The sequence below is a fragment of the Pleomorphomonas sp. T1.2MG-36 genome (assembly GCF_950100655.1).
Taxonomy (GTDB): domain Bacteria; phylum Pseudomonadota; class Alphaproteobacteria; order Rhizobiales; family Pleomorphomonadaceae; genus Pleomorphomonas.
In genome coordinates, this window is the sequence record NZ_CATNLY010000012.1 from 720,146 (window position 1) to 741,660 (window position 21,515).

18 protein-coding genes are annotated in these 21,515 nt (G+C 65.0%); 12 read left to right on the top strand and 6 right to left on the bottom strand.

What is annotated here, in order from left to right:
• Positions 1-52: 52 nt before the first annotated feature.
• Positions 53-859 (top strand): hydroxyethylthiazole kinase, encoded by an 807-nt coding sequence (thiM, locus tag QQZ18_RS10265; protein WP_284540725.1) that lies wholly within the window; start codon positions 53-55, stop codon positions 857-859.
• A 2-nt stretch (positions 860-861) separates the two neighbouring features.
• On the opposite strand, the gene QQZ18_RS10270 is transcribed toward thiM, so the two are convergent.
• The 4 genes from QQZ18_RS10270 to QQZ18_RS10285 form a co-directional block, all read right to left on the bottom strand.
• Positions 862-2,640, bottom strand: a complete 1,779-nt coding sequence (locus QQZ18_RS10270) for a monovalent cation:proton antiporter-2 (CPA2) family protein (RefSeq protein WP_284540728.1) — start codon at positions 2,638-2,640, stop codon at positions 862-864.
• Between the two features lie 63 nt (positions 2,641-2,703).
• On the bottom strand, positions 2,704-3,822 hold the full coding sequence (locus QQZ18_RS10275; protein WP_284540730.1) for an ABC transporter permease: 1,119 nt from the start codon (positions 3,820-3,822) through the stop codon (positions 2,704-2,706).
• Positions 3,819-5,018 (bottom strand): ABC transporter permease, encoded by a 1,200-nt coding sequence (locus QQZ18_RS10280; RefSeq protein WP_284540732.1) that lies wholly within the window; start codon positions 5,016-5,018, stop codon positions 3,819-3,821. The genes QQZ18_RS10275 and QQZ18_RS10280 overlap by 4 nt, the downstream gene beginning before the upstream one ends.
• Positions 5,019-5,021: 3 nt before the next feature.
• Complete coding sequence (locus QQZ18_RS10285) at positions 5,022-6,023, bottom strand: HlyD family secretion protein (RefSeq protein ID WP_284540734.1); 1,002 nt, start codon at positions 6,021-6,023, stop codon at positions 5,022-5,024.
• Positions 6,024-6,133: 110 nt separating this feature from the next.
• Here QQZ18_RS10285 and QQZ18_RS10290 point away from each other — a divergent pair, with 110 nt between their 5' ends.
• On the top strand, positions 6,134-6,775 hold the full coding sequence (locus QQZ18_RS10290) for a TetR/AcrR family transcriptional regulator (protein WP_284540736.1): 642 nt from the start codon (positions 6,134-6,136) through the stop codon (positions 6,773-6,775).
• 4 nt (positions 6,776-6,779) lie between these two features.
• Here QQZ18_RS10290 and QQZ18_RS10295 read toward each other — a convergent pair whose 3' ends face one another.
• A complete protein-coding gene (locus QQZ18_RS10295) occupies positions 6,780-7,859 on the bottom strand; it encodes an ABC transporter ATP-binding protein (protein ID WP_284540738.1) in 1,080 nt (359 codons plus the stop codon).
• A 302-nt stretch (positions 7,860-8,161) separates the two neighbouring features.
• On the opposite strand from QQZ18_RS10295, the gene QQZ18_RS10300 reads away from it, so the two are divergent.
• From QQZ18_RS10300 to QQZ18_RS10320, 5 genes are all read left to right on the top strand, one after another.
• Positions 8,162-10,510, top strand: a complete 2,349-nt coding sequence (locus QQZ18_RS10300) for a family 78 glycoside hydrolase catalytic domain (protein ID WP_446728635.1) — start codon at positions 8,162-8,164, stop codon at positions 10,508-10,510.
• Positions 10,511-10,579: 69 nt separating this feature from the next.
• Positions 10,580-11,878: an ABC transporter substrate-binding protein gene (locus QQZ18_RS10305; protein WP_284540740.1), complete on the top strand. Its 1,299-nt coding sequence runs from the start codon at positions 10,580-10,582 to the stop codon at positions 11,876-11,878.
• 193 nt (positions 11,879-12,071) lie between these two features.
• A complete protein-coding gene (locus tag QQZ18_RS10310) occupies positions 12,072-12,962 on the top strand; it encodes a carbohydrate ABC transporter permease (RefSeq protein WP_446728626.1) in 891 nt (296 codons plus the stop codon).
• Positions 12,959-13,792, top strand: coding sequence for a carbohydrate ABC transporter permease (locus QQZ18_RS10315; RefSeq protein ID WP_284540742.1), 834 nt, complete (start codon positions 12,959-12,961; stop codon positions 13,790-13,792). The genes QQZ18_RS10310 and QQZ18_RS10315 overlap by 4 nt, the downstream gene beginning before the upstream one ends.
• Before the next feature lie 71 nt (positions 13,793-13,863).
• The gene (locus tag QQZ18_RS10320) at positions 13,864-14,886 is read left to right on the top strand and encodes a LacI family DNA-binding transcriptional regulator (RefSeq protein WP_284540744.1); all 1,023 of its coding nucleotides are present in this window, start codon (positions 13,864-13,866) and stop codon (positions 14,884-14,886) included.
• A gap of 3 nt (positions 14,887-14,889) precedes the next feature.
• Here the strand turns inward: QQZ18_RS10320 and rhaM are convergent, their stop codons facing one another.
• Positions 14,890-15,204, bottom strand: a complete 315-nt coding sequence (gene rhaM, locus QQZ18_RS10325; protein ID WP_284540746.1) for an L-rhamnose mutarotase — start codon at positions 15,202-15,204, stop codon at positions 14,890-14,892.
• A 363-nt stretch (positions 15,205-15,567) separates the two neighbouring features.
• Here rhaM and QQZ18_RS10330 point away from each other — a divergent pair, with 363 nt between their 5' ends.
• The 5 genes from QQZ18_RS10330 (at position 15,568) to QQZ18_RS10350 (ending at position 21,504) form a co-directional block, all read left to right on the top strand.
• Positions 15,568-16,836, top strand: coding sequence for an L-rhamnose isomerase (locus QQZ18_RS10330; RefSeq protein WP_284540748.1), 1,269 nt, complete (start codon positions 15,568-15,570; stop codon positions 16,834-16,836).
• A 6-nt stretch (positions 16,837-16,842) separates the two neighbouring features.
• A complete protein-coding gene (rhaD, locus tag QQZ18_RS10335; protein ID WP_284540750.1) occupies positions 16,843-17,697 on the top strand; it encodes a rhamnulose-1-phosphate aldolase in 855 nt (284 codons plus the stop codon).
• A gap of 77 nt (positions 17,698-17,774) precedes the next feature.
• Complete coding sequence (locus QQZ18_RS10340; RefSeq protein WP_284540752.1) at positions 17,775-18,587, top strand: DeoR/GlpR family DNA-binding transcription regulator; 813 nt, start codon at positions 17,775-17,777, stop codon at positions 18,585-18,587.
• A gap of 51 nt (positions 18,588-18,638) precedes the next feature.
• Positions 18,639-19,634, top strand: a complete 996-nt coding sequence (gene rhaS / locus QQZ18_RS10345) for a rhamnose ABC transporter substrate-binding protein (protein ID WP_284540754.1) — start codon at positions 18,639-18,641, stop codon at positions 19,632-19,634.
• Positions 19,635-19,971: 337 nt separating this feature from the next.
• Positions 19,972-21,504 carry a sugar ABC transporter ATP-binding protein gene (locus tag QQZ18_RS10350; RefSeq protein ID WP_284540756.1) on the top strand — a complete coding sequence of 511 codons (1,533 nt, stop codon included), beginning with the start codon at positions 19,972-19,974 and terminating at the stop codon, positions 21,502-21,504.
• Positions 21,505-21,515: the final 11 nt, after the last annotated feature.

Here is a 21,515-nt window from a genome sequence, read left to right on the forward strand (position 1 = left end):
GGCAGCCACACGTCTTCTTGTCCGCGGGCGATCTTCGCGCAAGGAGCACGCGATGACCACCCTGACGCTTGCCGACGTTCACACCCTTCATGAGAAGGTGCGCGCCGAACGGCCGCTCGTGCACAACATCACCAACTTCGTGGCGATGAACATCGCTGCCAACGTACTGCTTGCCGCCGGCGCTTCGCCGGCCATGGTGCATTCCATGGACGAGGTGGAGGACTTCGGCCGCATCGCTCGCGCGCTGACGCTGAACATCGGCACGCTTTCGTCCGACTGGATCGCCGGCATGAAGCTGGCGGCGGCCGTGTACAAGGCCGCCGGCAAACCCGTCGTGTTCGATCCCGTCGCCGTCGGCGCGACGCGTCTTCGCAACACCGCCGCCGCCGATCTCGTCGCGATGGGGCCGACGGTGATCCGCGGCAATGCCTCGGAGATCATGGCGCTTTCGGGCGTTGCCGGCCTCGCCTCGAAAGGGGTCGACAGCTCGGCGAGCTCCAATGCCGCTCTCGACAGTGCCGTCGCACTCGCCCGCTCCAGCGGCGCGGTGGTCGCCGTCACCGGCGAGATCGACTATGTCACCGATGGCGCGCGAACCGTTGCCATCGAGGGCGGCCACGAGCTGATGCCGCTGTCCACCGCCCTCGGCTGCTCGCTGACCGGTCTCGTCGGAGCCTTCGTCGCCATCGCTCCGGCGTTCGAGGGCACGGTGGCGGCGCTTGCCGTCTACGCGGCGGCTGGCGCCATCGCCGGCAAGCGCGTCAAGGGACCGGGCTTCCTGCCGCAGGAACTGTGCGACGCGCTCTACGCGCTCGATCTCGCGGGGCTCGAAGTCAACGCGGCGATACGCGTCGCCTGACGTCAGGCCTCGTCTGCCGCCAGTTTCCTGGGCGGCGTCAGAGGTTCGGGAACCGGCCGCGTGGTCAGATTCTCGCGGCCGGCCATGACGCCACCTTGCACCTGCGCCACCAGACGCTCGGCATCGAGACGGCGGATGGTGGTAAGCGCTTCGGTCGTGCGTTCCTCGCTGCAGCCGAGCGCCTTCAGGCCCTCGGCCCCCATGTGCAGGGCCGCGTCGAAGGTCTCGCGCACCTCGATGTCTACGCCGGCACGGATGAGCTCGATCGAGTGGACGCGGTCGTAGGAGCGCACGAGCAGGCGCGCCAAGGGGAAGTGCGCCTTGACGAGCTCGACGATGCGGTTGGCTGCCTTGCGATCGTCGACGCAGACCATGATGACCTCGGCCTCGGCGGCGCCGGAATGTTGGAGCGTATCCAGCCGGGTACCGTCGCCGTAGAAAATGCGGAAGCCGAACCGTCCCGCCTCGCGAATGCGGTCGGGATCGTTCTCGATCATCGAGACGTCGACGCCGCGCGACAGCAGCAACTGTGCGGCGATCTGGCCGAAGCGGCCGAAGCCGATCAGGAGAACGCGGCCGCGCAGGTCGCGCGCCTCCTCGACACCATCGAGCGACTTTTCCTCCTCCCGACGGAAGTGGCCAGCGACGACGAGCACCAACGGCGTCAAGGCCATGGAGAGGATGATCACCGTCGAGAACAGCGCCGCGTCGCCGGTGGGAATGACGCCACCGCCCGCCGCCGCCGTGTACAGGACGAAGGCGAACTCGCCGCCTTGGGCAAACATCAAGGCGCGCCCGAAGGCCGGCCGATGGCCGGAGCCGAAGAGACGCGCCACGGCATAGATGCCGACCGCCTTCACCAGCGCGAAGGCGAAGAGCAGGCCGATCAGCAGCGGCCAGCGTTCGACCACGACCCGGATATCGAGCGACATGCCGACGGCCAGAAAGAACAGCCCCATCAGGAGGCCTTTGAACGGCTCCACGTCGGCTTCCACCTGATGCCTATAGCTCGACCCCGACAGCATGACGCCGGCGAGAAATGTGCCCATCGCCATCGAGAGCCCCACCGCCTCCATCAGCAGCGCCGCGCCGAGGACGACCAGCAGTGCGCCGGCCGTCAGCACCTCGCGAGCGCGGGCGCGGGCAAGCAGGCCGAAGAAGGGATCGATCAGGAACCGGCCGGCGAGCAGCAGCGCCGCCACGCCCGCCGCGCCGAGCCCGACACCGAGCCAGCCGGTTCCGCCATGCTCGTTGGGCGCCAGCCAGGCCACCAGCGCGAGAAGCGGCACGATCGACAGGTCCTCGAACAACAGGATCGACACGGCCTTCTGTCCGTCGGGACCGGCCAGTTCGCCACGCTCTTGCAGCATGGACATGATGACGGCCGTCGACGACAGCACGAAACCGGCGCCGGCGATGAAGGCCGCAATGGGCGAAAGGCCGAACACCGCGACGCCGCAGGCGGTCAGCAAGCCGGTGCAGGCCACCACCTGCGCAAGGCCGAGGCCGAAGATCTGGCCGCGCATCGCCCACAGTTTCTGTGGCCGCAGCTCCAGACCGATCAGGAAGAGGAACATGACCACGCCGAGTTCCGACACATGGAGCATGGCGGAGGGGTCGGAGAACAGGCCGAACGCCGAGGGGCCGACCAGGGCGCCGGCGGCAAAATAACCCAGCACCGAGCCGAGGCCGAGACGGCGGAACAGCGGCACCGCCAGGACGCCGGCTGAAAGAAGGACCACTACAGGGCCGATCGTCGACCCCAGACCCGCCGCCGCCATACTGCACCTCGTCTCAGTGTTTTCCCGAGTGTGGTCAGAAACCGTTGCGGTGCGCAAGTCGCGTCAGGCTGATGGCTTTTTCTTCCACCGCTCCGCTGCGACGGCGAGCATCGAGTAGGCGAGGCAAAGGGCGAGCTGGACGAAAATCGTCGTCTCGACCGACCGCAGGTCGGCGCCCATCTGATTGACGCGCACCAATGCCGGCACCGCCGTCGTCGAGGGAATGGCGAAAGCCACGGTACGGAGGAACTGCGGCATGGCCTCGGCCGGCCAGGAGACGCCGGACAGGAAAAACAGCGGCATGCCGAGCACGACCAGGAAGAAGATGACGCCTTCCTTGCTGGGAATCAGCCGGGCGACGGCGAAGCCCATCGCCGTGACGGCGGCCAGGAAGGGCACGGCGACCGCATACATGACGGCGACATCGCCGATGCGGGGCAACCGATAGACCCAGGGCAGCAGGACCAGGACCACGCCGGCCCAAAGACTGTAGAGGGCGACGTAGACGATCGCGTCGGCAAAGGTCGACAGTCCGCCCGCCGAACGGCGCCCCGCCTTGAGATTGCCGATCCCCATCAGAAGGGTCTGTTGCAGGATCAGCACGAAGACGGCCGGCAGCACGAAGCTGGCATAGCCGCCGGTCGGGTTGAACAGCGGCACCGTCGTGACGCGCAGCGGTTCGACGATGGCCATGGCCTGGGCCATGTCGACGCCTGAGGCGGTGAGCCGCCCGACCTGGACCTCGGCACCCAGGCTGCGGGCCGCGTTGGACAGCGCCGAGGACATGACCGAGTTGAGCAGGAAATAGCCGCCGTCGGAAAAGGCGGCGATCGGCGCTGCACGGCCGGCGAGAAGATCTCGTTCGAACTGCGGAGGAACGACGATGATGCCGTAAATCTGGCGCGTGAGGAAAAGCTTGCGGGCCGAGGGCATGTCGGCCGCATAACGGGTAACGGCGACAGCGTCGGCAGCGTCGATCCGGCGGATCAGTTCGCGACTCAGCGTCGAACCATCCTGATCGATGACCGCCACCGGCATATCGCGCACCACTTCGGACAGATAGGGCTGCGGGAAGAAGACCGAGAAGAACAGCGTCGCGCCCAACATGGTCGAGCGGGCGCCCTTGTCGTTCCAGATGGCTTGGATCGCCACGGCGATCTCGCGCAAGAAGGCGGCGATCATCGGGCCACCGCCTTGGCGACGGACGACCGGGGACGGCCGTGGAGCCACAGGAGAAGCAGCGTCACTCCGCCATAGGCGAGCGCCAGCGATAGCAGCCAGCCGAAGGCCGGCATCGAAATGTCGAGCGGCGCTCCCCTCAGGATGTTGTCGGTCCGCAGTTCGAGATAGTGCGTCACCGGCAGCAGGTCGGCCCATATGTCGGAAAAGCCGTTCATGGACAGACGGGGAAAGGTGATGCCCGTGAAACCGAACGCCGGCCCCGTGATGACGCCGACGGCCGCCAGCGCCGAGACCGTGTCGCGGGCAATGAGCGCCGCCGCCGCGCCGAGCATCTGCGAGGCGAGCACGAAGGCGACGCCATAGGCGACGTGAAAGGCCAAACTGCCACCGAAGCGCGCGCCCATCGGGCCGAACAGCAAGGCGTCGGCGCCCCAGAGCACGAGGAGATAGGCGAGCGTATAGGGCGCCATCTTGCCCGCCGTCGTTTTCAAGAGGGTACCACCGAGCCGGAGCGACTTGCCGAGGCCGGCGACGCCCTGACGATCTCGGGAAAAGGACAGCGCGGCGCTGGCCCCAATGAAGATCTGCAACACCGTCGGCATCACCGCCGCCAGCAGGAACTGGACGTATTCGAGGCTCGGATTGAACAGCGCGCTCTGTCGCACCGGCACCGGCGTCACCGACTGCGTGGCGCTCTCCACGTCGGCGCCACGGGCGACGCGCGCCTCGATCGAAATGCCGGCCGCCACCGTGCCGAGAGCGCCGCCGACCCCGCGCGCGACGAGGCTGCCCGGTGTCATGTACTGGTTGTTGTAGAACAGCACCACCTCGGGCCGGCGGCCAGCCAGCACGTCGCGCTCGGTGCGGGGCGGTATCAGCACCACGGCATAGGCCTCACCCGAGAGAAGCCGTTGCCGCCCCTCGCTGAGCGTGCCCTCCTCGCGCGTGACCGCCACCTCCGGCGTCGCATCGACGATGCGGACCATCTGTCGCGACAGCGTCGAGCGATCCTGATCGACGACGGTGATGGGCAGCTCGCGCGGCAGGCCGAGCTGAAACACCGCCGCCAGCAGCACGAACAGCAGCAGGGGGAACGGCGCCAGCATGAACATCAGGCCCGGCCGCGCACCGATCTGCCGCAGTTCGGCAAGAAGAACCCGTCGGAAGCCGGCCGCGAGGTGGGCCCTTCGCGCCATGATTCAGCGATCCATGAGCCGGGGACCGGACCAGTCGATCAGTCCGCTCATGCCGGGGCGCAGGCCCTCGATCGCCTCTTCGGGCCGAGCCCGCACTTCGAAGGTGCGCAGATCGAAATCGCCGGTCGCCTTGGTGGCGCGCCAATTGGCATAGGACCCCTGAGCGTTAATGACCGTCACGCGAGTTTCGATTTCGCGTCCGCCCAACGCGGGCACCCGCACCTTCAGGATGTCGCCGACGGCAAGGCCATTCAGCAGATCTTCCCGGACGTTGAAGGTGAACCAGGCGTTGTCGATGTCGACGATCGAAAGAAGCGGCGTGCCGGCGCCGAACAGTTCGCCGATTTCGGCGGTCCGCGCCGTCACCTCGCCGGCCATCGGCGCCTTCACCGTGAGTTCGGCAAGGTCCGTCTCGATCTGGGCGACGGCAGCCGCGGCCTGTTCGACCTGCGCCACGGCGACCGCCTTCTGCTCGGGGCTGTTGCCCTTGATCGCGAGCTGAAGATTGGCCTCGGCGGCGGCACGCGCCTTGAACGCGGCATTGAGCTTGTTGGAGACTTCGTCGAGCACCTGCTCGGAGGCGAAAGACCGCTCCTGCAACTGGCTGACGCGGTCGTAAGTCTTCTGCGCCAGCAGCACGTCGGCCTCTGCCTTTTCCCGTTCGGCCCGGCGGGCGTCGATCATTTCCTGCCGCGTCGAAAAAGCGAGGTCGCGGTTGGAGTTGGCCACCGCGAGCGCAGCCTTCGACGTGTCGAGCCCGGCCCTGAGCGCCGGACTGTCGAGCTCGATCACCAGATCGCCGGCGGCGACCCGATCGCCGATATCGACCGGCGTCCTGACGACGCGGCCGGCAACACGCGCGGCGAGGTCGACGCGGGTCGCCTCCACCTCGCCTTGCAGCATCAGCGGCTCAGGATGATCGACCGCCCAGATGACGGAAAGACCGAGGCCGGCCGCAGCCAGGCCGGCGATAACGAGGGGGCGCCAAGCGGACAACGATCTCATCCTTGCCTTCCGCAACTGCAACCAGAACGGATTCGGCTTGCGAAAATATGGAAAATCATTGTTTTCTTTATTTCCGGACGCCACCCTGTGTCAAGCAAGAGGGAACCATCATGGTCGACAGTACTCAGCCCCAAACGCGCGGCCCCGGCCGACCGCCGGTCAGAAGCGAGGACGAGACGCGCGCCCTGATCATCGCGGCGGCGGCGAAGGCCTTTCTGGAAACGGGCTACGTTCGCACGGGCATAGACACCATCGCCCGCGATGCCGGCGTGTCGACGCGAACGCTCTACCGCCTGTTCAACGCCAAGGAAGATCTCCTGAAGGAGGCGATGGAGGCGCGAATCGACGCCGCCATCGGGGGGCTCGACGCGGCGCGCCTGGCAAGGGTCGACCCTCGTTCCAGCCTCGAAGCCCTGCTGACCAACTACGCCGATCTCGCATTGTCGGACGAGGCGGTACGGCTTACCCGTCTCATCGCCGGCGAGCGCCAGGAGGTGCCTGCGCTTGCCGACAGCTACCGGCAAGCCACGGCCCGCATCACCAAGGCATTCGAGACCTGGGTTCGCGACCACCAGACCAGCGGCTTTCTGCGAGACGGCGACGTCGAGACGGTGGCGCACCTCCTGCGCGGCACGATCAACGAGGCGCAACGACAGATCCTGCTGGGCCTCAGAGACCCATTCACCCCGGCCGAGCGGCAAAGCTGGGTGAAGGCGTCGATCGCGCTGTTCCTGGATGGGTTTGCGGCTTAGCCGTTCAGCGGATTCGCAATCCCGTATCCGGGTCGAACAGCAGAACGCTCGCGGCATCGAAGCCGATATCGAGCGTTGCGCCGCGCCAGCCGGGTGGCAGGAAGCGCGCCTCGGCGATGATCTGATCGCCATCCGACGCCCTGCCGTAGGCGTATGTTTGTCCGCCGAGGTTCTCCAGCACCTCGATCGGCAGAGCTATCATATGAGCGGCCGTCTGGTGGAACTGCTCGGGGCGTACGCCGGCCAGCACCGCCGTGCCCGGCGCGAGGTCGGCGTCGATGGGCAGATGCAGCACCAGATCGAAGGCGGGAATGCGGACTTCTGTGCCGGCATCGGCCCGACCGCCGACGATGCCTTTCAGGAAGTTCATCTTCGGTGAGCCGATGAAGCCGGCAACGAACAGATTGTCGGGGTCGGCATAGAGGTCGATCGGCCGACCCACCTGCTCGACGCGGCCCGACCTCAGCACCACGATCTTGTCGGCCAGCGTCATGGCCTCCACCTGATCGTGCGTCACGTAGATCATGGTCGCCTTCACCTCGCGATGCAGGCGGGCGATTTCGAGGCGCATCTGAACGCGCAGCTCGGCATCGAGATTGGACAGCGGCTCGTCGAACAGGAAGACCTTGGGGTTGCGGACGATGGCGCGGCCGATGGCGACGCGCTGGCGCTGGCCGCCCGAAAGCTGCTTGGGCTTGCGGTCGAGCAGTTCCTCAAGGTGCAGCACCCGCGCCGCCTCTCCCACCTTGCGGGCGATCTCGGCCTTGGGTGCGCGATTGATCTTCAGGCCGAAGCCCATGTTCTCCGCCACCGTCATGTGGGGATAGAGGGCGTAGGACTGGAACACCATGGCGACACCGCGCTGCGAAGGCGGCGTCTCGGTGACATCCTCGCCGTCGATCTCGATGCGCCCCGAAGTGGTGTCTTCCAGGCCGGCGATGAGGCGCAGCAGCGTCGACTTGCCGCAGCCCGACGGACCGACGAAGACGACAAACTCGCCGCTGTCGATATCGAGATCGACCGAGTGGATCACCGCGAGCTCGCCGAAGCTCTTGCGCACGCTCTCCAGTTTCAGTCCAGCCACGCCGCCCTCCCCTTGCCCACCACGCCGCTCTGCGACCGATGTTGTTTCGCATTGAATTCACTTGGAATTTCGCGACCCAACGCCTCCAACGCCGGACGCAGAGCTTTTCCTCGAGGCTCCCTCTTTACAATTTTGTAAACTGGTCTACACTTTTTTGCAAGCAAGGTTGGAACGGGACGGATGCTAGTTCATCCTCAATGTAAACCGGTCCACAAAATGCGCCGCAAACGGCGCCAAACGGGAAACCGGAACGGTTGGCCACAGCTCGATCGCTCCGTGGGAGGACAAGACAGATGAACGTGATGGGATCGAGCCCTCGTGCAACCGTCGGCGCGTCGAACGCCGGCCAAGGGCATGTCTGGAAGGCGCAGATGATCCGCCCGCTTTCCGACGCCGGTGTCGGCACGCGGCAGCCGTTCCTGCGCAAGACGTTTCAGGCGAAAGGTGGTGGCCGGGCGCTTCTCAGGATCAGCGCGCTTGGGCTTTATCGCGCCTTCATCAACGGCAAGCGCGTCGGTGACGACCTGCTGACGCCGGGCTGGACCTCCTACTACGATCGCCTCAGCTATCAGACCTACGACGTCGGCCCGATGCTGGTCGACGGCGACAACGTCATCGACATCTGGCTGGGCGATGGCTGGTATCGCTCGCAGATGATGTGGGCACACGAGCACGCCCTCTTCAACACCTGGGGCGATCGCATCGCCGCCATCGCCGAGATCGAAGCGGACGGGGAAACGATCCTCGCCACCGACGCGAGCTGGTCGAGCGGGCTCACGCCCGTGCTGAAATCCGGCATCTACTTCGGCGAGACCTACGATGCCCGTCTCGAAGGCGCCGCTGCCGATCAGGGCAGCGTGCCGCACGAGGACTTCGATCCGTCCGTGCTGGTCGCCCACGAGGTCAACGGCGTCAAGGAACTCGATCTGTTGCGGCCGGTCTCGTCCTTCACGGATGCCGAGGGACGCACGATCTACGACTTCGGCCAGAACGCCGCCGCCTATGTCGCCCTGACCGTGACGGGCGAAGCCGGCGCGACGGTGTTGGTCGAGCACTCGGAAATCCTCGACAAGGGCGAGTTCTGCAACACCAACCTGCGTTCGGCACCCTGCCTCGTCACCTACGTGCTGAAGGGCAAGGGACAGGAAAGCTATCGACCGATCTTCACCTTCCAGGGCTTCCGCTTCGCGCGGGTGACGGTGACCGGCAAGGCGGAGATCGTCGATATCGCCTCGGTGCCGATCTCGTCGGCGGTGACGCGGACCGGCTGGCTGACCACAGGTCACCCGCTGGTCAATCGCCTTGTCGAAAACTCGGTCTGGTCGCAGCGCTCCAACTTCGTCGACGTGCCGACCGACTGTCCGCAGCGTGACGAGCGCCTCGGATGGACCGGCGACGCGCAGGTGTTCGCCGCCACGGCCTGCTATCTGCACGACAGCCACGACTTCTTCGTCAAGTGGCTGCGCGACGTGATGGCCGACCAGCGGGCGGATGGCGAGATCGCCCATGTGGTTCCCGACCCGACACGCGGGCACGAGGATCGCTACGTCGGCTTCTATGGCTCGACCGGTTGGGGCGACGCCATATCGATCGTGCCGCATGCGCTCTACAGCCACTATGGCGACCTCGACATCCTCCGCGAGACGCTTCCGGCGATGATCCGTTGGAACGACTTCGTCTGGTCGATCAGCAACGGCCCGATCGTCCGGCCGCCACGCCCCTGGGGAGCGCGCGGCTTTACCTTCGGCGATTGGCTGCAGCCGAAAGGCCCCAGCGAGAAACCGCTGCCGACCATCGGCGACGACGCGGCAGCCACCATCTATCTCTTCATCGCGGCCAAGCTGACGGCGAAGATCGCCGGCTTCGTTGGCGACAAGGCGACCGAAAAGCGCTTGTCGGACCGGGCCGCGGTGGTGAAGGCGGCCTTCGCCCACGAGTTCATCACACCGTCCGGCCGCCTCGCCTACGACGACCAGACGTCCTATGCCCTCGCCTTCCTGCACGACCTCATTCCCGAGGACAAGCGCTCGGCGGCAAAGGACTATTTCAAGGCGACCATCGCCCGGGCGGGCGGGCGCATCGGCACCGGATTCATCGGCACCCCCGCCCTGTTGCCCGCGCTGATCAAGATCGGCGAGCCGGACCTTGCCGGGGCGCTCTTCCTGCAGGAGGAAGTGCCCGGCTGGCTCTATCAGGTGAAAAACGGCGCCACGACCATCTGGGAGCGCTGGGACGCCATCCAGGCGGACGGCTCGGTGTTCGATCCGTCGATGAACTCGTACAACCACTATGCCTATGGCGCGGTGTGCCAGTGGCTGTTCGAGGAGGTGGCCGGCCTCAGGCCCGACGAAGACGAACCGGGCTTCCGGCACATCCTGTTCGAGCCGGCGATCATTCCGGCGCTATCGCCGGTGGCAGCCATCCACCATTCGGCAGCAGGCCGGATCGAAGCGGGCTGGCGCGTCGACGACGGCACCGTCATCTGGGAGACCGTCGTCCCCGACGGGGCGCGCGGCACCCTGATCGTGCCCGCCGGCGCCCGGAACGTCATCCTCGACGGCAAGCCGGTCGACCCGGCCACCGAAGAAAGCAAGCAGCGTCTCGCCGTGGGAAGCGGGCGCCACGTCATCACGTTTGCCGTCGCCCACTGAGGCAAGCGAACGGTTCTCCGCCTTGGCCGAGAGGACGGCCGGACGGATGGAAAACTGGGAGGAGAGACCATGATCTTTGCGATTTCCCGCCGTCTTCTGGTGACGGCCGCGGCCGGTAGCGCGCTTGCGCTATCGTTTGCATTCCCGGCGTCGGCGGAGGTGAAGCTGACCTTCCTCGTCGACAACGCTCCGGCGACCGTCAAGGCGTCCGAAGCGCTGGCCGCCGCCTTCCACGCCAAGAACCCTGAGATCGCCGTCGAGGTCGAATCCCGCCCCGGCGGCGGCGAGGGCGACAACATCGTCAAGACGCGGCTCGCCACCGGCGAGATGACCGACGTCTTCATGTACAACACCGGCTCGCTGTTCCACGCGCTCAACCCGCAGCAGAACATGCTCGACCTCACCGACGAAGCCTATCAGTCCGACATCATGGACACCTTCAAGTCGGTGGTCAGCGAGAACGGCAAGATCTACGGCTCTCCCTTCCGGACAACGATGGGCGGCGGCGTTCTCTACAACAAGAAAATCTATGCCGAGCTTGGCCTGTCCGTTCCCAAGACGTGGGCCGACTTCATGAAGAACAATGCCGTCATCAAGGAAAAGACCAAGGCGGCTCCGGTGATCCAGACGTTCAAGGATACCTGGACCTCGCAGCTGTTCTTCCTGGGCGACTTCTACAACGTGCTGCAAGCGGCGCCGACCTTCCCGGACGACTTCACGGCCAACAAGGCGAAGTTCGCCACCACACCGGCCGCCATGAAGGGTTTCGAGCATCAGGAAGAGGTGTTCAAGGCTGGATATCTCAACGAGGACTTCGGCTCGGCAAGCTATGACGACGGCCTTCGCATGGTGTCGAAAGGTGAAGGCGTCCACTACCCGATGCTGACCTTCGCCATCGGCAATCTGTTCGAGAACTACAAGGAGAACCTCGATGACGTCGGCTTCTTCGCCCTGCCTGGCGACGATGCAGCCAACAACGGGCTGACCGTCTGGGTCGGAGAAGGCGTTTACGCCTACTCGCAGACCGAGCACCCGGAAGAGGCCAAGAAGTTCATCGCCTTCGTCGCCAGCAAGGACGGCTGCGACGTGCAGACAGAAGCGATCGGGGCCTTGGGGCCGTACATGACCAAGTCCTGCACGCTACCGGACGACGTTCCATCCCCGACCAAGGATCTCGTCAGCTACTTTGCCGAAGGCAGCAAGAATGCGCCGGCGCTCGAGTTCCTGTCGCCGGTCAAGGGGCCGGCGCTCGAGCAGATCACCGTCGAAATCGGCTCGGGTATCCGCTCGCCGCTCGACGGCGCCAAGCTCTATGACGACGACGTGCGCAAGCAGGCGCTGCAACTTGGCCTGCCCGGCTGGGAATGAAGCATCGCGAACAATGGGATCCCGGGCCGGCGCCAGCACGCCGGCCTGCCTCCACCCCATTGTTCGGCCTAGTCGATCGATCCGAAAGGTCAGACGACCTTTCTCACGGATGATCTAGACTTCTCCTCCCGAGAAGCGGCCCCGCGTTCGCGCGAGGCTGCGACCGACCGGACAAGCGGCTCTGGAGTTCCCCATGACACGTCACGGAATAAAAGGCACCCGCCGCTCGCTCGCGGCGGCCTATCCGAGCTGGTTCTATCTGCCGGCCGCCATCATCTTCGGCGTCCTGTTCCTGGTTCCGACCTTCGCCTCGCTGTTCTTCAGCCTGACCCGCTGGACGCTGTTCCAGTATTCCTTCATCGGGCTCGACAATTTCCGGCAGTTCTTCAGCGAACCCTTCCTGGTCTGGGGGCTTGTCAACACGCTGATTTATGCCGTCGTCACCTCGGGGTCGAAGGTGGTGCTCGGCATGCTCCTCGGCATCCTGCTGACGTCCAACGTCATGATGCGCGACCTCCTGCGCGCCGTGGTGTTCTTCCCGGTTCTGGTCTCGACCATCGGCGTCGGCATCACCTTCACCATGCTGATGCATCCGACCAACGGCCTCATCAACGACATCATCGCCGTCTTCGGCCTGAAGGGGCCGGCGTGGCTGACCGATCCGCGCTACGCCTTGCTCTCGGTCGCCTTCGTCGATGTCTGGAAGGGCGTCGGTCTCGCCACCGTCATCTACATCGCCGGCATCGTCTCCATTCCGGCCGAGTATTACGAAGCAGCCAAGATGGATGGCGCCAACGCGCTGCAGCGCTTCTGGAACGTGACGCTGCCGCTCGCCCGTCCGGCCACCGTCACGGTGATCATCCTCAGCCTGATCGGCGGCCTCAGGTCCTTCGACCTGATCTGGGCGATGACCAAGGGCGGGCCGGGGTTCACCACCGACGTCGTGGCGTCGGTCATCTACAAGCAGTATCAGGCCGGCTTCTACGGCCTCTCCACTGCTGGCAACGTCGTGCTGTTCGTGCTGGTGGCGGCCATCGTCGTGCCCTTGTCCTTCGTCCTCAACCGCAAGGAGGTCGAGGCATGACCGCCAGGAAGCTGAGATACTACGCGACCGGCATTCTGTCGCTCGCCGCCGCCTTCGCGGTGTTCGTCGTGCCCTTCCTGTTCATCCTCGTCAACGCGCTGAAGGACAAGCCGGAAGCCTCGCAGCTGCACTTCTCCTGGCCCACCCAGACACACTTCTGGGACAACCTGGTCGCCGTAGTGCAGGCGCGCGACTACATGCTGATCACAGCCTTCGTCAATTCGATCATCCTGACCGTCGTGGCCGTAACCGGGCTCGTCGTGTTCGGCGCCATGGTTGGCTTCGTGTTGCAGCGACGACCATCGCGCTGGAGCGGCCTCATCAACTTCATGGTGCTGGCCGGCCTGATCATGCCGCCGGCCGTGGTGCCGACGATCTGGCTGCTGCAATGGCTGGGCCTGTTCAAGACGCTGTCGGGGCTGATCCTGATCGAGATCGCCTACAGCCTGTCCTTCTCGGTGCTGCTGTTCCGGGCCTTCATCGCCACCATCCCCCGCGAACTCGACGAAGCGGCGATCCTTGAAGGGGCCGGGCCGTTCACGCTGTTCTTCCGCATCGTGCTGCCGCTTCTGAAGCCCGTGGCGGTGACGGTGATCGTCGTGCAATCGGTGGCGATCTTCAACGACTTCACCAACCCGCTCTACTATCTGCCGGGAGCCAAGAACGCCACGGTGCAGCTGACGTTGTTCAACTTCCAGAGCATGTTCAATACGTCGTATAATCTTCTCTTCATGAACATCCTGATCATCACCATTCCGCCACTGATCATGTTCCTGTTCTTCAACCGCCAGATCGTTGAGGGCATGACGGCCGGCGCCGTGAAGGGATGATAGCCGTTGCCGGCAAACTGCCGAATGTATAGAGGAAACCTCGGAAACGAGCCGGAAACGGGCGGAGCACCATGAAGCGCGCGACGATCAAGGATGTGGCGGAGGCGGCCGGCGTGTCGCGCGCCGCCGTCTCCAAGGTGCTGCGCAACGCCTACGGCCTGTCTGACGACATGCGGACCCGCGTCGAGGCGGCAATGACCGCGCTCAGCTATCGTCCGCAGACGGCGGCGCGCGGCCTCAGGGGCCGGACCTACACCCTTGGCGTCGTGCTGCCGGACATGCGCAATCCGTTCTTCCCCGACATCCTCGACGGTGTGATCTCGACGCTCAGGAGCACCAGCTACGAGCCGCTGATCGGCTTTCGTCCCTCGGCCGAAGCCAGCGAGAAACACGCCATCGACACCATGCTCGATCACAAGATCGACGGGTTCCTGATGGTCGCGCCGCGCCTCGAGGAGTCCTATCTCACCACCGTCGCCACCTCGGTGCCGACCGTGATGATCGGCCGCCACGATCGGGACTGCGGCTATGACACCGTCAACAACGACGATCGCGTCGGCGCTCGGCTTGCCGTCGAGCACCTGATATCGCTCGGCCATCGCGACATCGCCTATTTCGGCCTCGAACCGACATCTGCCGCCCCCAACAATTCGACGAACCTGCGTTTGTCAGGCTATCGGGACACCATGACGGCTCATGGCCTGACCGACAACATGTCGATTTTCGAGGGCACACATTTCCGCGGCGAGCGTTATGACGAGGAGGTGGCCCAACGCATTCTGGTCGCCCCCCGGCGTCCGACCGCCGTCTTTTGCTGGACGGACTCCGTCGCGTTCACCCTGATGGCCGAAGCGCTGAAGCTCGGCATCCGGATACCGGAAGACCTCTCCGTGATCGGATACGACAACTCGCGCCTCGCCGAGCTGCCGCAGCTGTCGCTGACGTCGATCGATCAGTCGGGGCACCTGCTCGGCAGCGAGGCGATGAAGCTGCTGATCGAGCGCATCGAAGGGCGCCGGACCGACCGGCACATCATCCTGCCGCCCCGCCTCGACGTGAAGGGCTCAACCGGTCCGGCTCCAGTAAGCGCCTGACGCTCACGCGAGGAAGAACACCTTGCGAAGGTCCGCCGACTTCGGGCTGTTGTCCGGATTGGACGGCATGATGTCGGCCATGTACGTCCACCACCTCTGGCACACGTCCGTCGAGGCGACGGCATCCCAGCGCTCCTCGGACTCGATGTCCACGGTGGCAAACAGCGTCGATGTCTTCGGGTCCAGGTAGATGGCGTAGTTGTGCGCTCCATGCGCCTTGAGCACCGCGGCCAGCTCCGGCCAGATCTCGTCATGGCGACGCTTGTACTCGGCGTGGGCGTCCGGATTGACCCACATGACGAAGGCTTTTCTGATCATGGCTCTCCTCCCTGCCGACGCCACATCGGCCCACAAACGGATCATAGTCAATCCTATCCGATCGTTCCCAGTGGGATCACTACGCAAATTCAATCATTTTCAATCGAAAATCAAACCTTTGATCGGCATATCGTCGTTCCCGTCATTCGGCTAGAACTTTTGTCGGTACGCAAATGTACGCCAGAACCGCCGCCAAGATCTGAAAATCATTGTATTTTCAACATACAAACTGTCGATATCGTCCCAAACCAACTGAGGTTGCCCTCGCATATTCGAAACACCCCGGCATGATCACACTTGATCGTTTGTGATGAAATATGATTGATAGCGAGCAGCGGAGCCAACGGGAGGAAACCGCGAGTCATGTCCGATAACGCGTCGATCACCAAAGCCTACGAACTCGCCCGCGAGCATTTCGCCCGCGACGGCATCGACACCGAGGCCGTCCAGGCCAAGCTCGATACCATTCCCGTGTCGATGCACTGCTGGCAGGGCGACGACGTCAAGGGTTTCGAGAACCCGGATGGCGAGCTCACCGGCGGCATCCAGGTGTCGGGCAACTACCCCGGCCGGGCCCGCAATGCCGACCAGTTGCGCGCCGACCTCGACAAGGCGATGTCGCTGATCCCCGGCGCCAAGCGGCTCAACCTCCATGCCCTCTATCTGGAGGCCGACCGCAAGGTCGAACGCGACGCCATCGAGCCGAAGCACTTCCAGCGCTGGGTCGACTGGGCGAAGGAAAATGGCCTCGGCCTCGACTTCAACCCCTCCTGCTTCTCGCATCCGAAGAGTGCCGACAACCGGACGCTCAGCCATCCCGACACCGGCATCCGCCAGTTCTGGATCGACCACTGCAAGGCGAGCCGCAAGGTATCGGAGCATTTCGGCCGCTCGCTCGGCACGGCCTCGGTGATGAACATCTGGATTCCCGACGGTTCGAAGGACTATCCGTTCGACCGTTACGGACCGCGCGAGACGCTGAAGGCGGCGCTCGACGAGGTGATCTCCGAGAAGATCTCCAAGGCGTTCCACTACGACGCCGTCGAGAGCAAGCTGTTCGGCATCGGCGCCGAGGCCTACACCGTCGGCTCCAACGAGTTCTACATGGGCTACGCGGCGACGCGCGGAACCATGCTTTGCCTCGACGCCGGCCATTTCCATCCGACCGAGGTGGTATCCGACAAGCTGTCGGCCGTCTTCCAGTTCGTCGATCGCGTGCTGCTGCACGTGTCGCGTCCCATGCGCTGGGACAGCGACCACGTGGTGCTGTTCGACGACGAGCTGCAGGCCATCGCCAACGAACTGGTGCGCGGCGGAATGCTCGACCGCACCGCCATCGGTCTCGACTATTTCGATGCCTCGATCAACCGCATCGCCGCCTGGGTGATCGGCATGCGCAACATGCGCAAGGCGCTGCTGAAGGCCATGCTGGAGCCGGCGATCAAGCTCAAGGCCGCCGAAACGACCGGCGATTACGCGCTGCGCATGGCGCTGTTCGAGGAACATAAGACGAGCCCGTGGGCTGCCGTCTGGAATCACTATTGCGAAAGCCGGAACGTGCCGGTCGGCGCCGCCTGGTTCGATGTCGTCAAGGCTTACGAGCGCGACGTGCTCGCCAAGCGGGAGTCCTGAGCCACTATGACTGCGAATATGATCGATGCCTGGTTCGTCAAGGCGATGGTGAAAGCCACGACGGACTGCTGGGACAAGGGCTGGGACGAGCGCAACGGGGGCAACATCAGCCTGCGTCTCACCGACGACGACATTGCGCCCTATCTCGCCGGCATCCGCGAGCCGCGCCGCCTGCCGATGACCGAGCCGCTGCCGGCGATTGCCGGGCAGAGCTACATCGTCACCGGCACCGGCAAGTTCTTCCGCAACGTCCAGCTCGATCCGGAAAACAACCTCGGCGTGGTGCGTGTCGGCGCCGACGGTAGCTTCCTGGAGGTGCTGTGGGGCTATCGCGACGGCGGCGGGCCGACGTCGGAATTCTCCAGCCATTTCAAGGGGCACATCGCCCGCCAGACCGCCACCAACGGCAGCGACCGCGTGGTGCTGCACTGCCACGCCACCAACCTGATCGCCCTGACCTATGTGCTCGACTGGAGCGACGCCAACGTGACGCGCGCCCTCTGGGAAGGCTCCACGGAATGCCTGGTGGTGTTCCCCGACGGTGTCGGCACCATGCCATGGCTGGTGCCCGGCACCGACCAGATGGGTGACGCCACTGCCCGGTTGCTGGCGAAGAGGCCGCTGGTGCTCTGGCCGTTCCATGGTGTGTTCGGCGTCGGTCCGACGCTCGACGACGCCTTCGGCTTGGTCGACACTGCCGAGAAGGCGGCCGAGATCCTGGTGAAGGTGTTGTCGATGGGAGGGCCGCGCCAGACCATGTCGACGCAGGACCTGATCGACCTCGCCGCCCGCTTCAAGGTGGTGCCGCAGCCGGAAGCGATGGCGCTCGACGGCTGGAAGCTCGCCGCCCCCAAGCCCTGATCAATCGCGCCGGCGCTTGCCCCCGCGGCGCCGGCACGCCATCGTCCGAGCCCCAACTCCAGGAGCCGAGACAGCCCATGCACGAACGCGAACGCCACCGCATCATCCTTTCCGCCGTCCAGGAACGACCGATCCTGACGGTGCAGGACATCGTCGAGCTGACCGACGCCTCCGAGGCGACGATCCGCCGCGACATCAGCGCGCTGGCGCTCCAGAACCGCCTGAAGAAGGTGCGCGGCGGCGCCGAGGCCTTGCATCCGCCGCAGATCGGCGTGCTGGCGGCCCGGTCGTTCCGAGCCGACGAGACCGTCAACTCGGCGCAGAAGCGCGCCATCGCCCGCGAGGCGGTGAAGCTCTGTCACGAGGGCGAGGCGATCACCATCAACGGCGGCACCACCACCTTTCCGATGGTGCACTTTCTCGCGCAGATGCGCCTGCAGGTGATGACCAACTCGTTCCCGATCGCCGAGCACCTGATCAAGCATTCGAAATGCACGGTGATGCTGCCGGCCGGCGCGGTCTATCGCGAGCAGAACATCATCCTGTCGCCGTTCGACAGCGATGGAACGGGCCACTTCTATGCCCGCCGCTTCTTCATGGGCGCCCGCGGCGTATCGCCGCTCGGCATCATGGAATCGGACTCGCTGATCATCCAGTCCGAGCAGCGCCTGATGCGCCAGGCCGACGAGCTCATCGTCCTGGTCGACAGTTCCAAGTTCAAGACACGGTCCAGCCTTATCCTTTGCCCGCTCGAACGGGTGAGCACGATCATCACGGACGACGGCATCGACGAGCGCGACCGGCGGATGGTGGAGACCGCCGGAATCGGCCTGATCATCGCGTCCACGGACCGGAAAGAAGATACCCAGCAATCCCCGACCGTCGCCTGACTGAGGAAAAAGGCGGAGGTCGATGGAAGGTCGAAACGGGAGGAGACCCAGATGACCCTATTCAAGAAACTGATCGTAACCACCGCCGCCGCCATCGCGCTGATGTCGGGCTCGGCCAGTGCCGAGAACGTCAAGATCGCCCTGGTGGTCAAGACGCTCGGCAACGGCTTCTTCGACGCCGCCCACAAGGGCGCCCAGGAAGCGGCCAAGGAACTCGGCGATGTCGAGATCATCTACACCGGCCCGACCACCTCGACCGCCGAAGCGCAGATCGACGTCGTCAACTCGCTGATCGCCCAGAAGGTCGACGCCATCGCCATCTCCGCCAACGACAAGGACGCCCTGGTGCCGGCCCTGAAAAAGGCCATGCAGCGCGGCATCACCGTCATCTCCTGGGACTCGGGCGTTGCGCCGGAAGGCCGCCTGATGCACCTCAACCCGTCGTCCAACCCGCTGATCGGCAACATGTGCGTGAAGCTGGCCTCCGACGGGCTCGGCTCGGAAAAGGGCGATGTCGCCATCCTCTCGGCCGCCTCGACGGCGACCAACCAGAACATCTGGATCGAGGAGATGAAGAAGGTCCTGCCGAACTACGCCAACGTCAATCTCGTCGACACGGTCTACGGCGACGACCTCGCCGACAAGTCCTACCGCGAGACGCAGGGCCTGATCGCCAAGTATCCCAACCTGAAGGCGATCATCGCCCCGACGTCGGTCGGCATCGTCGCCGCCGCCCAGGCCGTTGAGGACGCCGGCCTCGTCGGCAAGGTCAACGTCACCGGCCTTGGCCTGCCGTCGGAGATGGCCGGCCACGTCAAGGCTGGCTCGTCCAAGGCCTTCGCCATCTGGAATCCGATCGACCTCGGCTACTCGGCGACCTACATCGCCTACGAGCTGAAGGCCGGCAAGGCCGAGGCCAAGCCGGACGCCGAGATCTCCATCGGCCGCATGGGCAAGATCAAGCTCGACGCCAACAACGAAGCGGCCATGGCCGATCCGTTCGTCTACGATGCCGGCAACGTCGAGGAATTCGCCAAGATCTTCTGATCATCCGGCTCGAGCTATCCGGGCCCGGTTTCGGCCGGGTCCGGACCTGATACCCCAAACGGACTCCTTTTCCTGTCCCTCCCCCACAAGGCGGAGGGGACGCGGCCTTCGCTGATCGGGACTCCCTCCCTACGGCTTCCGTCGTCCAACCCGGCGCGCCTCCCTCCAGCGCAATCGGCTGATCCGGCAGGCTCCCCTCCCCCTTGTGGGGAAGGAACAGGATGAGGGCAGTTCCGTCGACCCGATCTCAGCCGGTCGTCCCGGAGTGATTGCCGTCACGACGACGGCCGCACCGATTGCGACACGGGTTCCAGGCTCCAGCAGCAAAAAAGCGCCGATGAACGCCATGCCTTCCACGGACACATCCACGACAGAGCCCATCCTGAAGATGGTGGGCATCTCCAAGACCTTTCCCGGCGTCAAGGCGCTGTCGGATGTGGCACTCGAGCTTCGGCCCGGCCACGTCACCGCGCTGATCGGCGAGAATGGCGCCGGCAAGTCGACGCTGGTCAAGATTCTGACCGGCATCTACCAGCCCGATGGCGGCACCATCGAGATCGACGGCAAGAAGGTCGATCTGCCGACCGCCGAGGCGGCTCAGGACCTCGGCATCACCGCCATTCATCAGGAAACGGTGCTGTTCGACGAACTGACGGTGGCCGAGAACATCTACATCGGTCACCAGCCGCGCAATCGCTATGGCCTGATCGACTGGGCGGCGATGCATGCGCGCGCCGCCGCCATCCTGCATGGCATCGACGCGCCGATCTCGACACGCACGCGCCTCAAGGATCTCTCAATCGCGCAGCGCCATCTCGTGGCGATCGCCCGCGCCCTGTCGATCGACGCTCGCATCGTCATCATGGACGAGCCGACCGCCGCCCTCTCCTACAAGGAGGTGGAGGAACTGTTCGGCATCATCGACAGGCTGAAGAAGGCCGGGAAGGCCATCCTGTTCATCAGCCACAAGTTCGAGGAAGTCTGGCAGATTTGCGAGTATTTCGCCGTTTTCCGCGACGGTCGCCAAGTGGGCGCCGGCCGGCTCGACGAAGTGTCGCACAACGATCTCGTCAAGCTGATGGTCGGCCGCGACGTGACGCAGACCTTCCCGAAGCTTCCGGCCGAGATCGGCGACGTGGTGCTGAAGGTCGACGGCTACTGCCATCCCACCGAGTTCGATCGGGTGTCGCTGGAGCTGAGGCGCGGCGAAATCCTCGGTCTCTACGGGCTGGTCGGGGCCGGCCGCTCAGAGTTCTGCCAAGCCCTGTTCGGCGTCACCCGTCCATCGGCAGGAACGGTGACGCTGTCGGGCAAACCGATCGCCGTGCGGTCGCCGTCGGACGCCATCGACGCCGGCATCGTCTACGTGCCGGAAGAGCGCGGCCGGCATGGCGCCATCACGGCCATGTCGATCGTCTCCAACATCTCCCTGCCGTCGCTGAGGGTCACCAGCCGCCGCAACTTCCTGCGCATGGCCGAGGAGTTCGACCTCGCCCGCAAGTATGCCGAACGGCTCGACCTCAGAGCCGCCTCGCTCAGTCAGCCGGTCGGCACGCTGTCGGGCGGCAACCAACAGAAGGTGGTGATCGGCAAGTGGCTGGCCACGCTGCCGAAAGTCATCATCCTCGACGAGCCGACCAAGGGCATCGATATCGGCTCAAAGGCCGCCGTCCATGCCTTCATGAGCCAGCTCGCCGTCGAAGGACTCGCCGTGATCATGGTGTCGAGCGAGATCCCGGAAATCCTCGGCATGAGCGACCGCGTCATCGTCATGCGCGAAGGACGGATGGCCGGCGTCTTCGAGCGCGAGGGCCTGACGCCGGAAGCGCTGGTGCGCTCGGCAACCGGCAACAAGGAGGCCGCCGCGTGACCTGCCGCCTC

Excerpts from the sequence above, each read along its gene's own strand:
- rhaS (WP_284540754.1), top strand. The coding sequence starts at position 18,639 with ATGACCCTATTCAAGAAACTGATCGTAACCACCGCCGCCGCCATCGCG.
- QQZ18_RS10330 (WP_284540748.1), top strand. The coding sequence starts at position 15,568 with ATGTCCGATAACGCGTCGATCACCAAAGCCTACGAACTCGCCCGCGAG.
- QQZ18_RS10290 (WP_284540736.1), top strand. The coding sequence starts at position 6,134 with ATGGTCGACAGTACTCAGCCCCAAACGCGCGGCCCCGGCCGACCGCCG.
- QQZ18_RS10310 (WP_446728626.1), top strand. The coding sequence starts at position 12,072 with ATGACACGTCACGGAATAAAAGGCACCCGCCGCTCGCTCGCGGCGGCC.
- QQZ18_RS10320 (WP_284540744.1), top strand. The coding sequence starts at position 13,864 with ATGAAGCGCGCGACGATCAAGGATGTGGCGGAGGCGGCCGGCGTGTCG.
- thiM (WP_284540725.1), top strand. The coding sequence starts at position 53 with ATGACCACCCTGACGCTTGCCGACGTTCACACCCTTCATGAGAAGGTG.
- rhaD (WP_284540750.1), top strand. The coding sequence starts at position 16,843 with ATGACTGCGAATATGATCGATGCCTGGTTCGTCAAGGCGATGGTGAAA.
- rhaM (WP_284540746.1), bottom strand. The coding sequence starts at position 15,204 with ATGATCAGAAAAGCCTTCGTCATGTGGGTCAATCCGGACGCCCACGCC.
- QQZ18_RS10340 (WP_284540752.1), top strand. The coding sequence starts at position 17,775 with ATGCACGAACGCGAACGCCACCGCATCATCCTTTCCGCCGTCCAGGAA.
- QQZ18_RS10270 (WP_284540728.1), bottom strand. The coding sequence starts at position 2,640 with ATGGCGGCGGCGGGTCTGGGGTCGACGATCGGCCCTGTAGTGGTCCTT.
- QQZ18_RS10315 (WP_284540742.1), top strand. The coding sequence starts at position 12,959 with ATGACCGCCAGGAAGCTGAGATACTACGCGACCGGCATTCTGTCGCTC.
- QQZ18_RS10300 (WP_446728635.1), top strand. The coding sequence starts at position 8,162 with ATGGGATCGAGCCCTCGTGCAACCGTCGGCGCGTCGAACGCCGGCCAA.
- QQZ18_RS10280 (WP_284540732.1), bottom strand. The coding sequence starts at position 5,018 with ATGGCGCGAAGGGCCCACCTCGCGGCCGGCTTCCGACGGGTTCTTCTT.
- QQZ18_RS10285 (WP_284540734.1), bottom strand. The coding sequence starts at position 6,023 with ATGAGATCGTTGTCCGCTTGGCGCCCCCTCGTTATCGCCGGCCTGGCT.
- QQZ18_RS10275 (WP_284540730.1), bottom strand. The coding sequence starts at position 3,822 with ATGATCGCCGCCTTCTTGCGCGAGATCGCCGTGGCGATCCAAGCCATC.
- QQZ18_RS10305 (WP_284540740.1), top strand. The coding sequence starts at position 10,580 with ATGATCTTTGCGATTTCCCGCCGTCTTCTGGTGACGGCCGCGGCCGGT.
- QQZ18_RS10350 (WP_284540756.1), top strand. The coding sequence starts at position 19,972 with ATGAACGCCATGCCTTCCACGGACACATCCACGACAGAGCCCATCCTG.